The organism is Anabaena lutea FACHB-196, from assembly GCF_014698305.1.
GTDB classification, from domain to species: Bacteria; Cyanobacteriota; Cyanobacteriia; order Cyanobacteriales; family Nostocaceae; genus Anabaena; species Anabaena lutea.
In genome coordinates this window covers 223,415-236,696 of sequence record NZ_JACJST010000004.1, presented here as the reverse complement: position 1 = coordinate 236,696, position 13,282 = coordinate 223,415, and the positions used below count along the sequence as shown (strand labels likewise).

Genomic DNA, 13,282 nt, shown 5'->3' with positions numbered 1-13,282 from the left:
CTCTCCCTGTCCTCAAAACGATGGGGTATTTTTTTACTTGGAAGTCCGTAAATGACGATTTTTGATTCTTTCCGCACTACCTGTAGGAATCGCCGCAATTAATTTTCGCGTATATTCTTCTTTGGCTTCGCGGTAAAGACTTTCGGCTGTACCTTCTTCCACAATTTTCCCCTGATTCATCACCAAAATGCGATCGCTCATAAATTTAACCACACTTAAATCATGGGAAATAAATATATAAGTAAGTTGAAACTCATCCTGTAATTCTTTTAACAAATTCAACACCTGGGCTTGTACTGACACATCCAGTGCCGAAACAGACTCATCGCAGATAATAAATTTAGGATTTAACGCCAAAGACCGCGCAATACAAACCCTTTGACGTTGACCACCAGAAAACTGATGAGGATAGCGTTTGAGATCATCTGCACTCAATCCTACCCGTTCTAACAGTTCCGCAGCCCGATCTCGCCGTTGTTGCTTTGTCTTCCCCACCGAGTGAATTAACAACGGTTCCATAACTGCATCCCCAATCTTCATCCGGGGATCAAGAGAACTAAAAGGATTTTGAAAGACTATTTGCATTTCTCGTCGCAATTTCTGCAACTTTTCGCCTTTCAGGGTAGTAATATCCTGCCCCTCAAACAAAATCTTCCCACTCATGGGTGCGATTAATCTCAGCAAAGTTCTGCCCAAAGTGGTTTTACCACAACCCGATTCTCCCACCAATCCCAGAGTTTCTCCTGGATACACATCAAAAGAAACAGAATTCACAGCCATATTGTAGGGTTTTGTCCCACTTAATACCCCCCGTGCCGGAAAACCAACTGTCAAATTGCGAATTTCCAGCAGGGGTTTTTGGGTGGTGAGATTTGTCAATCTTTGGTTAATCTCTTCACTGGTGATATCCCTTGGTTGTGCTGGTTCTTTGGCATGAATTACTACCTTGCCGATTGCATCTTCTTCTGCATTCATATAGTCAGAAACAGTCAGCAATTTTTGGGGACGGCGTTCCAAGTGAGGACGACAAGCTACAAGTCCCTTAGTATATGGATGTTGGGGACTAGTAAAAATTTGCGCCGCTGCCCCATATTCAACAATTTTACCTTTATACATCACCGCAACTTGGTCAGCGATTTCCGAAACTAACCCCAAGTCATGGCTGATAAAAATTATGCCCATATCGCGGCTTTGCTGCAATTCCCGCATCAAGTCAATAATTGTTGCTTGTACCGTCACATCCAAAGCTGTGGTAGGTTCATCAGCAATTAACAGTGATGGGTTACAGGAAATAGCCATTGCAATCATCACCCGTTGTAACTGTCCTCCCGAAAGTTGATGAGGATAGCGTTCCAGCATGGCTGCTTTATGTTCTTTTACCAACTGCGCTAGTTGAAAGCTATTTGGCTGCGACTTATGAAGATACCGCTGCTGAAGTTCTTCATCGCTAGATAAAAGTTTAACTTCTTGCAAAAGAGCGATCGCTATTCTTCGCGCTTCAGTTACACTCACATTCTGATGGCGCATAATCGCTTCTGTCAGCTGAAATCCAATATCATAAACCGGGTTGAGTGAAGTCATCGGTTCTTGAAAAATCATGGCGATATCACCACCCCGGTACAGCTGCATTTCCTGAGGAGGTAAAGCCAATAAATCGATGGGTTGGGCATTCTCCTGGGGACGAAACCAAATCTGTCCCCCACTCACCCTACCGGGATACTGCAACAAACCCATGACAGCTAGGGCTGTAACTGATTTACCACTCCCCGATTCTCCTACTATTCCTAGAGTCTCACCTCGATTTAACTCAAAGGTGATACCATCTACAGCATTAACTTTGCTGCCATCACCGGAAAATTCAACTTGTAGATTGCGAACCTCTAGGACAGTTTCTTTCATGAGTACGGGGGTAGTAAATTTGACTTAAAGTTAATAGATGTTTTGCTATTTTCTTAAGTTAACTCTATATTTTACAACTTAGGTAAAATTTCTGGAATTAAATTACCCGGAACTTTAGATAAAGCCAGATTTTGTCCTTGTATTCCTAATTCATTGTGGAAAGTCCGAATTGCTTTGACGATATGATTGAAGGTTGTTTGATAAGGTTCTGTTTGTTTAATGAAACCCTTTAATGCTTGCAGATGATTTTCTAAAGCTGCTTCTAAATGGTGAGAAATTATTTTTTTGTCCCCAGCAAAGGAGCCATCTATTGCTAGTTGATAATGAGCTAATCCCAAGTTATTATGTGTTGCTAACAAATCAAAACTTAAAGCTATGCCACTCAGGGAGTGCGCCAAATTAATTGTTTCTTCATAAGCATTGATGCATAATTGCAGAAAATTTTGTCGTTCATCTTTAGATATTTTCGGTAAATTTGCTATATGCCAATAAGCAGTACCAAGATTGTTTTGAGTAGCCGCACAGGCATTGGGAACATTAGCAGATGTGCGATATTTCAGCGCTTCACTGTAGACATCAATTGCTAACTGTAGGTATTCCATTGGTTTTTCATATTGGGAGAGATTCCAATAAGCAGTGCCAATATTGTTTTGAATCATGCCATACTTTAGCGGTTCCTCTGCGGGTTTGTAATGAACCAGTGCTAAATTATAAGCTGCGATCGCTTTTTGGAGATGCTCCACTGGTTGACTATATTGCCCTAAATGCCAGTAAGCAGTCCCCAAATTATTCTGACAAGCCGCATACTTTAAAGGATCAATTTCTTCTGTACGATAAAGAAGTGCTTGACTATAAGCCGCCACAGCTTGCTGCCAGTTCTCCACAGGCTGAGAAAACTTTGCTAAATCACCGTAAGCCGTTGCCAAATTATTCTGCACACGGGCGTAAATTTCCGGTTGGGTATCAGGTGCAATTAATTTGATTGCTAACTGATAAAATTCTATTCCCTGCTCTATATAAGTCTGTTCCTCCCCATTATTTCCCGGTGTGCGGTGTAGCATCCAGTAAAGTGTACCCAAATCATTCAAAATATCTGGAAGTTGTGGCGAAGAGTCGTCATAGCTAACTGCTTCCTGATAAGCAAGAATTGCCACCATTAAGTTTTCTAAACTTGACTGTCCTTGCTCAATGCGGAGGCGATATAAATTTCCTAAGTTTTCATAAGCTACTGCTATTTCTGCTCCAGAAGCTTTTTCCTGATGTAGTTGCTCAATTTCCCAGAGAAGTTGGTGTGGTTGCCAGTTATGATACGCATCTTTAGCAATATCCGTGTTCAATGTGGCTGTGACTAGCGACTTCAACTCGTCGCTAACATACAACAAAGATGATAGCTTTGGGATATCAGTTCCATTGGCAGATATTGCAGTCGTTTTATCTGATGTATATTCAACTTTTTCTGCAAATGGTTTTGTCTGAAAATTCTTAATGTCAGTAATCTGAAAATCTTGGACAGCCTGTTCTGAGAATTCTTCTAGGGTGTCAAAATTAGTTATATCTCCACTTCGCCAATTAGACAAATTGTCTGAATCTCGATTATCTATGGTTGGTGTCGGTTCACCGGCAAATATAAATATACCAGTCCGACAATGCCAAAATTTTGGTGCTGATTGCTGAATCGCATACAACCAAGGGCGAGGTAGCCAAAAAAGCAAGCTAGAGTCCAGAAATCGACTGGATTCTTGGTTAGTAAAATATTGCTCGCTTAAACGCAGATAGTGTAGAAACAAACGCTGTACTGCTACTGATTGTTTAGTTAGCAGTTCTACACCAACAATTTGAAATGCTGGTATTGGTAAAGGGCGACCAGGCGTATCCTTTGATTCTCCCACAATCGGTGGTGGATAATTAGCCAACCATTGATTTATTTGGGCGATAGGATTCGGGTCGCTTAGATTTAAACGCAATGTGACCAATCGTGGATAAGCTGGAGTACTGATTGCTCCTGCATCTGCTGGCTGATATAGCACTTGCCCGACTGGATAAGCCAACGTCGAGTGCAAGCGAGTAGCTACTTGATTCCTCAAGTGTAAATCATCACATATAGCAAAAAGAATTTGTCGCCGCAAGCCAAGGCTCAAGGCAAGTTTTAGGCGTTGATATACTTGCCTATTCCAAGCAAAAATATCTGTGGGTAAAGTTTCATTCACACTCATGGTGGCTACAGAGCCGAAAGATAGTATACATCCTGAAGGAATGCATTGGACATTACAGAAAAATCCCAATATTCTGATTTTCTAGTCAATGTTTTTTGCTCAGGATGAATCGAGTTTTAAAGATTTAATATGGTAAACTTTAGTATATATTTATACAATTACATTGCTATTATAACACAATATAAAAAATTAGGCTTCTCCTCACATTGGAATCTGAGAAGCCAAAAAATTGACCTGTTTAAATTTAGGAGTGAAGATTCAAAATCCAAAATCCAAAATCCAAAATTTAAAATCTTAAATTAGGTTATTTACTTAAAGTCCTTAATTCCTAACCGACTTGGGAAACAGAGAAGGCGACAAAAATTAAGCCACCAACCAAAAGCGCAGCCCCAATTCCTAAGATAATATAGGTACGCTTTTGTCCATCCGTGGGAGGTTCTGCTTGATAAACCTTGGGTTCACGGGCAAAATTATTGATAAGACCGCCTTCTTCGTTTGTATAGGGCATGAAGTGATTCCTTGTTATCTTCTTTAGATTTTATGTTACATAATTCTAGATTTACTCTCATAATTATAGACAAATCGTTACATTAATTAAAACTAAAAGTTAATCATTTTAGATTCAGGTTTAAGGATTGACAAAATCAATAATATGTGTATATCTTACACACATACTAAACTAAATAATTCTAAATTGAGCCAAAGGCGTAGGTAAAGAATACAAAATTAAAGGTTTGTAGTCAGGTCTTTAGACCTTCTATCTCCTGTGTTCGATGCTTCACTATCTTCGTAGCTCCTCTGCTGCAAGTCTTTGGCGATACAAATTAGGGCTTTAGCCCTAACTACGAGCCAGTTTAAAAACTCGTTACATTACTTAACGTATTTTGATTTATTTTCGCTTACCTACTTGTATCAGTTTTCTGGAATAGGATTCATTCCTAACTGAGCGCGAATTTTTATAACTGGAATATCCCAAAACTGATCCCATTTTTGGGCGATGAATTTGCCAGGAGTATGAGAACCTAGATAGTAGCCGCGAGATATTTCTGTCATTAAAGGTTTGAGTTTAGCAGGTTGGTAGAGACTAATTAAAACCATACCAAAACTGACAAGCATGATGCTGATAGGAATAGGAGTTTGTGCTAGAACAAAAGCTTGTAAACCCAGTTCTCCAAATACATCAGTCTCAAATCCGGCGACGACATGATAAATATCATGAGTAGTTCTCCAGAGCATTTTCAGATAAGAAATATCATCAACTACAGGAACTTTTTTGTAGAAGTTGGGATCGAAGCCTCTAGCTTTCATTTCCGTAGCATAAACATTTCCTAAAGTTCCTTCAGGAAGTTTACTTAATTCATCTAAATTTATCGGTGCAGGTAGCCAGCGTTCTGTAAATAAGGCGTTAATTTCGGAATTTTTCTTAAGTTCATCTACAGCTAATTGTGCGATTTGTGTTTGATCAAGTGCATCTTCAAAATTAAAAACTGGATCAGTTCCATCATATTCCGTTCTCAATGCTCTTGATGCGAGAAATTGAATGTAGGCTAGTAGTCCTTTATCGTTATTGTAGGTAATTACATTATCCATGATTATTCTCCGTTGTGAGAAATAGCAGTAGTTAGTTTTTGTGAACAATGAAAATATTTTTATATATTTAATTATTGGGGATATAAGAAGTGTTTTTCATATATCAAAAGGGAGATGTAATTATACAATTAAGTAGATAGGTTAAAATGCAGCAGATTTCATAATGGTGAAGTAGATAATGGCGGGCAAGATACCCGCACCACAGGATTGGTTAAAATTAACTAGTAATCGTTCCCGTCACAGGTGAACTAGCACTAGCGTAGTCTTTCCTCGGCATTCTTCCGGCTAAATAAGCCATGCGACCGGCGACAGTTGCTAAATTCATTGCATAAGCCATTGCTGGGGCATTTTCAGCCAGTGCGATCGCACTATTAATTAATAATGCATCAGCCCCCAATTCCATCGCCTCAGACGCTTCGGAAGGCGCACCAATGCCCGCATCTACTACCACAGGTATATTGGCATTTTCAATAATGATCTGAATATTGGCAGTAGTTTTTAGCCCTTGTCCAGAACCGATAGGCGCGGCTAAAGGCATGACTGTTGCACAGCCCACCTCTTCTAACCGCTTGGCTAACATGGGATCAGCATTAATATAAGGCAATACCGCAAAACCTTCTTTTACCAACTGTTCAGCAGCTTGCAAAGTGCCAATGGGATCAGGTAATAAATATTTAGCATCAGGAATGACTTCTAACTTGACAAAGTTATTATCTTCCTGTCCTAATAATTTCGCCATTTCTCGTCCCAAACGGGCTACGCGAATTGCATCTTCTGCGGTTTGACAACCAGCGGTATTCGGCAACATCCAAATTTTATTCCAATCCAGCGCTTCCGCTAAACCTTCATGTCCCGCTGCTTTAGTTTGGACTCGTCGCACTGCTACAGTCACGATTTGGCAACCACTAGCAACGACACTGCGCTGCATTTCCTCAATACTGCGATATTTACCAGTTCCCGTCATCAAGCGAGATTTAAAAGTTTTGCCAGCAATAATTAATCCTGAATCTTGAATGTGGAATTCTGATGATGGTAAAGATAAATTGGTGCGGTTGCCGTTAGTAAAATTAGCAGAATTAGTGAGCATGGATGTAGTGGTAGATGTCTGAGCTTGGAAGCGCGAATAATGAAAATTAGTCAATAGAGGATCAGCTGTTTGTGAACAAATTAAATCAGCAATTAATGTGGCTGTGACAGGTGCGAGTAAAATTCCATTCCGGTAATGACCTGTAGCCAAAGTTAAATTTGGACAATGGCTATTGCCCAAGATGGGTAATTCATCGGGTGTAGCTGGGCGAAATCCCCACCAAAGTTCTTGAATAGGATAATTCTCTAATTGGGGATAAAGACGAATTGCTGCTTGGAGTAAGCTTTGAATCCCACCTGGGGTGTTATGGGGAGTAAAGCCCACATCTTCACTAGTTGCACCCAGAATAATAGAACGATTACGGCGGGGAACAATGTAAATATTTTCACCGAATAAAACCCTTGTTAAGGGTAATTCCGGCAAGAATTCTGGTACTTGCAAACTGAGCATTTGTCCTTTGCGGGGACGTATAGGTAAGGGTAACAGTTCATTAGCCCAAGCACCAGCGGCTAAAAGATAATGTGCGGCGCGAATTAATCCAGTATTTGTTTGTACACCGATGACTTGTCCTTGCTGTTGTGCGATCGCTTCTACTTTAATCCCATCTTTGAGTTCTACGCCCAAAGACTGAGCCGCAGTACGTAAAACTTGGGCTAAGGCGCGATTGTCAACTTGACCATCTTCAGGATACCACCAGCCACCGATGACATCTGCTCCCAATCCTGGTTGATATAGTTCAATTGCTGATTTGTCTAACCAATAAGCAGGAGATTGATCATTAGTTCTCGTTTCTGGTTGTTGATAAACTGGTGCCAGGATGCCACAAGGCCAATAACCTGTGCTTAAACCAGTCAGTTTTTCGAGTTTAGCAGTCCATTCGGGATATAAGGCACGCGATCGCCAACATAAAGAAAGCATTGCCTCATTGGCGATATTTTCCGCATCAGATGCTAACATCCCGGCAGCGGCGTGGCTGGCAGCAGCTGAGAAATCACGACAAAGCACGGTAACATTCGCCCCGCGCGATTTGAGTTCAATGGCGCAAGCCAAGCCGATTACGCCACCACCAATAATTAAAACGTCACTAGTCATTAGTTATTAGTCATTAGTACATAACTAATAACTTATCAGGGGTCAACAAAGGGCTGGTGATTAGGGAAGAGGTGATTGGGTATTGGATTTCGGATTGTATTTAATTAACTCCAATCTAAAATCTCAAACCTAAAACTCATCTCCCCATCTTTACCTCCCTAGTCACCAGCTACCACAAAGCCCGAATAGGTTGTTTTTCTTGATTCGTGTCACCTGAACCACTGTCTGTTGAGACTGATTGAGTATCAGTGGTAGATATATCCGTATTGCTTGTACTGGGTGTATTGTCAGTGGTGGATGTTGGCTCCGTAGAAGCATTATTTTGAGCTACACTAGTGCGGCGGGTTTCACCATCAAAATCGTTACTAGTGGTGGTTTCCGAATTATTGCTAGTAGCGGTTTCCGAATTATTGCTAGTAGCAGTTTCAGGATCATTCCTGGTAGCAGTGCTATTAACATTAATATTAGCTGGGAGGACGCTAGACGCTCTGCGACCAGGGGGAACATTAGCGCTTTGTTGTCCGCCCATGGGAAAGTTAATACCTAGCAACGTACCCAGCAAAATCGCCACGCCTCCTGCCATCAAAATCAGAGGTGTCCATCTGCCCATCTTGTTTGTCTCCTTTTTAACCTTCTGGTGTCCAAACTAATTGAGAACCTTGACCCCAAAATCCATCAAATTTTGTGACTTTTACATCGCCTAAAACCTGAGTTTGACAAGCTAAACGCAAATCAGCTGTAGGAGAATGGGGCGGAAGCGAACGCCGTGTTTGATCACGCCAATTCGCTACTGATACTTCGCCTTCTACCTTAACCGCACAAGTACCACAACTGCCAAGTCCCCGACAGTTTATGACCTGAGAACCGCCATTATAGAGATCTACACAATTGTTTAACAGCACCTTGCGTAAGTTGGCTTTGCTTTCACACTCAATTAATTTACCTTGAGCTACTACCTGGGGCATATTTAAAATACCAAACTGGCTTTTTGTTGTATATTGGCACATCGCCACAAAGTTGTCTCTCATGTCTTAGTTTTATGACCACAAACCCCTCTCTTCAACTTTGGCTCTATGACACTACTCTACGAGATGGCACTCAACGGGAAGGACTATCAGTCTCTATAGAAGATAAATTACGCATTGCTCACAAACTTGATCAATTAGGGATTCCCTTTATAGAAGGTGGTTGGCCAGGAGCAAATCCTAAGGATGTACAATTTTTCTGGGAACTTCAAGAAAATCCCCTCAAACAAGCAGAAGTAGTTCCTTTTTGCTCTACTCGTCGCCCTCACACCATAGCCGCAGATGAACCCATGCTGCAAGCGATTTTAGCAGCAGGTACTCGCTGGGTGACAATTTTTGGTAAATCTTGGGATTTACACGTTACAGCCGGACTCAAGACCAGTCTGGAAGAAAATTTAGCCATGATTGGTGACACAATTGAGTATCTGCGTTCTCAAGGACGGCGTGTAATTTACGATGCTGAACATTGGTTTGATGGCTACAAGCAAAATCCTGATTATGCTTTACAAACATTAACAACAGCAATGACATCAGGTGCTGAATGGTTGGTTTTGTGTGATACCAATGGCGGAACTTTACCTCATGAAGTTTCTCAGATTGTTAAAGATGTAGTTAAGGAAATAGGGAACAGAGAACTCTTAACCAGGAATGAGGAAAAAGCTCTTACCCAATTCCCAATCACCAAAATTGGCATTCATACTCATAACGATTCAGAAATGGCTGTAGCTAACGCCTTAGCCGCAGTTATGGCTGGGGCAACGATGGTACAAGGTACAATCAACGGTTATGGGGAACGCTGCGGTAATGCTAATTTGTGTTCTCTGATTCCTAATTTACAACTAAAGCTTGGTTATAGCTGTATCGGTGAACACCAGCTAAATCAACTTACAGAAGCTAGTCGTTTTGTCAGCGAAGTTGTCAATCTCGCACCTGATGAACACGCGCCTTTTGTCGGTCTTTCGGCTTTTGCTCACAAAGGTGGTATTCATGTATCGGCGGTAGAACGTAATCCTTTAACCTATGAACATATTCAGCCGGAACTGGTGGGAAACCAACGTCGTATTGTTATTTCTGAACAGTCTGGTTTAAGCAATGTTTTAGCTAAAGCCCGAACTTGTGGAATTGAATTAGATAAGGATCATCCCCAAGCTAGACAAATTCTCCAACGCATGAAGGAATTGGAAAGTCAAGGATATCAATTTGAAGCCGCAGAAGCTAGTTTTGCATTGTTAATGTATGAAGCGTTGGGACTTCGACAATTATTTTTTGAGGTTAAAGGGTTTCAAGTACACTGTGATTTAGTGGAGGTGAAGGAAACTACTAATTCTTTAGCGACCGTGAAAGTAGCTGTTAATGGTAAAAATATTCTCGAAGCTGCGGAAGGAAATGGACCAGTTGCAGCTTTAGATGCTGCTTTGCGTAAAGCTTTGGTAAACTTTTATCCCCAAATTGCCGACTTTGAGTTGACTGATTATAAAGTCAGAATTCTCAATGGACATACAGGAACAGCCGCAAAAACTCGCGCTTTGGTAGAATCTGGGAATGGTCAACAACGTTGGACTACTGTAGGCGTTTCTACGAATATTTTGGAAGCTTCCTATCAAGCTGTCGTTGAAGGTTTGGAATATGGTTTGTTGTTGCATTTCCAAGCAGAAAAGGCGTTGAAGGTTTAGAAGTAATTAGATTTTGTAGAGATGTTTTATCAAATGTCTCTACGAAGATATTTTTCCTAAACCTATTGACAAGTTTCTGGCTTTGAATTATGCTTATTTTATAATGGGAATCTGTGCGCGCATATATACTATGATTTTGATTTCCCAAAGTTATTATTAATGTCTGAATTAGGATTTTCAGGTGAGTAAACTACACCTCTTTTCCTCACGCAGAGTCGCAGAGAGTAATTAAGAGTGTGGTCTAAATACATACAAAATCTTCACATCCAAAAAACCTCAACGCAAACCAACATCCTTTTCGCGTAGCTTGGCGTAAGCCATAAATCCCTAAATCCTCTAAATCCTGATTCTGACGTAATCAATTCTACCCCCAATATTCTCCCCCAACCAATTGACTAATATAATCATCCATAATTGCTGGTAATTCCTTAGCAGAATAAATATAAGTTAAAGATAGCAATTTATTTGCAGTAGTTAAAATCTCATCTTTATCTATAATTGCTGAAAGTTGTGAACGAGTATATTTACCATTCATCACTTCCAAACTAGCATCGGCTATAGCATCTTCAATCACCTCCTCCTCTATTAAATCTTTCCATTCATCTTCATTGACATAATAGGATTTTTTATTATCTTTCTGATTTACCTTCTTAATTTCTCTAATTGAATTACGAATAGAAGCAACCCAAGAAGAAGTTAATCTCCGTTCTACTTGGTTTTTAATCAAATGAATCAATAAAATTGTTAAATAAGATTGGATATTTCGCAGAATAGCTTGTTTATTCATTCCTTCCAATTCGTCCACGATTTCTAAAGCTTCTGCGTAACGTCCTTGTAAAATACTATTTCTGAGGTCTATTAATTCCTGAGTCATCTGTTTTAACCTCAAATTATCAAAAACTTAAAATCCCATTTATCCTTTAATATTACCAAATATTTCTAACTGATTTTTCTTTTCCCAGTTAAGAGTTAAGAGTTCCCTCTCTCAACGAGTGAATTTAATTTTGTCCGACTACTTATCTAGGGGCGAAAGTCCGCCCCACTATATCAATTACCAGCTTGTTGGATTAAATTATCCAATTCCTGCTGCATCTGACTTTTCACTAACTCATAGCATTCATTAACATAAGTGCGATCGCTTGCGGCTTCTTTTCCATAGCGTTCAAACACAATTGGTGGACATACTCTGGTGTGGATAGGCACAGGCAAGGGAATATTAGGCAGAGGCCCAAGGGCTAAACCCCAAGGTAGTCCCAGATAAATAGGAAAAACTAAGGGATCAACCCCAAACAGCCACGGCATACCCCACTTATGGAATTGCTCAACAACTTTGTACAAATCTGCCAAAATAAATAGGGTATCATGGGCCCCCCAAGAAATCGCCGGCACAATCGGCACATTTTCCCGTAACGCCAGCTTGATAAATCCACGTCGTTCAGCAAAGTAAATTTTGTCCCGCATTTCATGGGGACGGAACACATCTTCTGCACCACCAGGATAAACTAAAACACTAGCTCCAGACCGTAAAGCCTGATAAGCCATTTGCGGATGAGCGATAACAGCCCCACCCTTCATGGCTATTTCTGCTAAAGCAGGGAAAACTTGCCAAGCTTTGGGATGCATTAAACCGTAAATTGGTTTTTCAGCACCAAAGCGGCGTACCCAGTCGTACATCATCATCGACGTGTCGGGAGAAGCGAGTCCCCCATTATGCGAGCCGACAATGAGGATTTTTTCATCTGGGACATTTTCCCAACCACTAGTTTGAACTCGAAAATAGTAGTTATACAAAAAGCCTAAGAGGGGCATGATTGTTTCGATGAACTTTGGATCTCGCTCGTCCAAAGACCAACCGGGTTTTGTTTTTTGAGGATGTTTTATTTTTAACATCTAAACATTTTATCAGGATTATAAAAGAGCAACAATCTGATCTGTCATAGTTGGATAATAATATCAGTGGTAAAAATCGGCTATGTCCGTAGCTATCTTATGGAAGAATCATTTCAGATCAGAAAAAGTGTTTTCTCTTTCACTCTAAAAATTCCCTGTAATAGATTATGAATATTCAGACAAGCCTTAAAATCATTTTAGCTGATTCAATTATTGGCACGGTATTACCAGAAATAGCCTTACTGGACTTACCTAATTGGTGGTTGGCTGGGGGTGCAGTGCGAAATACCGTTTGGCATTCTATATTTGGAACAGAATGTGGGTTAGTCATCAACGATTTTGATATTGCATTCTTTGATGACGGGGGAAACCGTTCCCAAGAACTAGCAGCAAAGGCTACTCTCACAGCCCAATTTCCTGATTATGTGTTTGATATTAAAAATCAATCCAGTTTTGCTCGTTGGCGCGATGGTCGTAGAACTTATTCTAGTGTAGAGGATGGCATTAAAGATTGGCTACATACCGCCACTGCTGTAGGCGTAAAGATAGATACACAAGGAGAATGGCAATTTTTCACCCCCTATGGATTAGATGACCTATTTGCTGGGATTATTCGACCGACTCCAGCCCACACTCATAACCCAACTGCGGATAAAAAAGCATCTGGATTTCTAGAAAAGTGTTCCTGTCTGCGGTTGATACCGTGTTCTGTTAAAGACTTATAATTAGGGAACCGCGCGGAGATGGGGTGACGCGGAGACGCGGAGAATTTTTTTGATCAGAATTAGCTAGTCTTGATATTAGAGGTTGTTT

11 protein-coding genes are annotated in these 13,282 nt (G+C 40.6%); 2 read left to right on the top strand and 9 right to left on the bottom strand.

Annotated elements, in window-relative coordinates; translation table 11 throughout:
* Positions 1-33: 33 nt before the first annotated feature.
* From H6G59_RS06765 to H6G59_RS06735, 7 genes are all read right to left on the bottom strand, one after another.
* Positions 34-1,899, bottom strand: coding sequence for an ABC transporter ATP-binding protein (locus tag H6G59_RS06765; protein WP_190712690.1), 1,866 nt, complete (start codon positions 1,897-1,899; stop codon positions 34-36).
* Between the two features lie 71 nt (positions 1,900-1,970).
* The gene (locus H6G59_RS06760; RefSeq protein WP_190712688.1) at positions 1,971-4,112 is read right to left on the bottom strand and encodes a tetratricopeptide repeat protein; all 2,142 of its coding nucleotides are present in this window, start codon (positions 4,110-4,112) and stop codon (positions 1,971-1,973) included.
* Between the two features lie 328 nt (positions 4,113-4,440).
* Positions 4,441-4,620 (bottom strand): photosystem II assembly protein Psb34, encoded by a 180-nt coding sequence (psb34, locus tag H6G59_RS06755; protein ID WP_190712686.1) that lies wholly within the window; start codon positions 4,618-4,620, stop codon positions 4,441-4,443.
* A 404-nt stretch (positions 4,621-5,024) separates the two neighbouring features.
* Entirely contained in the window at positions 5,025-5,702 is a 678-nt protein-coding gene (locus H6G59_RS06750; RefSeq protein ID WP_190712684.1) for a Coq4 family protein, read from the bottom strand.
* A gap of 217 nt (positions 5,703-5,919) precedes the next feature.
* Entirely contained in the window at positions 5,920-7,881 is a 1,962-nt protein-coding gene (gene thiO / locus H6G59_RS06745) for a glycine oxidase ThiO (protein ID WP_190712682.1), read from the bottom strand.
* 169 nt (positions 7,882-8,050) lie between these two features.
* Entirely contained in the window at positions 8,051-8,491 is a 441-nt protein-coding gene (locus H6G59_RS06740; protein ID WP_190712680.1) for a hypothetical protein, read from the bottom strand.
* A 16-nt stretch (positions 8,492-8,507) separates the two neighbouring features.
* Positions 8,508-8,846 (bottom strand): 2Fe-2S iron-sulfur cluster-binding protein, encoded by a 339-nt coding sequence (locus H6G59_RS06735; protein WP_190712815.1) that lies wholly within the window; start codon positions 8,844-8,846, stop codon positions 8,508-8,510.
* Between the two features lie 74 nt (positions 8,847-8,920).
* Here H6G59_RS06735 and cimA point away from each other — a divergent pair, with 74 nt between their 5' ends.
* Entirely contained in the window at positions 8,921-10,579 is a 1,659-nt protein-coding gene (gene cimA / locus H6G59_RS06730; RefSeq protein WP_190712677.1) for a citramalate synthase, read from the top strand.
* Positions 10,580-10,943: 364 nt separating this feature from the next.
* On the opposite strand, the gene H6G59_RS06725 is transcribed toward cimA, so the two are convergent.
* Together H6G59_RS06725 and H6G59_RS06720 are read right to left on the bottom strand one after the other, a co-directional pair.
* Positions 10,944-11,453: a DUF29 family protein gene (locus H6G59_RS06725; RefSeq protein WP_190712675.1), complete on the bottom strand. Its 510-nt coding sequence runs from the start codon at positions 11,451-11,453 to the stop codon at positions 10,944-10,946.
* Between the two features lie 173 nt (positions 11,454-11,626).
* The gene (locus tag H6G59_RS06720; protein ID WP_190712673.1) at positions 11,627-12,469 is read right to left on the bottom strand and encodes a lysophospholipid acyltransferase family protein; all 843 of its coding nucleotides are present in this window, start codon (positions 12,467-12,469) and stop codon (positions 11,627-11,629) included.
* A gap of 167 nt (positions 12,470-12,636) precedes the next feature.
* On the opposite strand from H6G59_RS06720, the gene H6G59_RS06715 reads away from it, so the two are divergent.
* Positions 12,637-13,194 (top strand): nucleotidyltransferase family protein, encoded by a 558-nt coding sequence (locus H6G59_RS06715; protein WP_190712671.1) that lies wholly within the window; start codon positions 12,637-12,639, stop codon positions 13,192-13,194.
* Positions 13,195-13,282 lie beyond the last annotated feature (88 nt).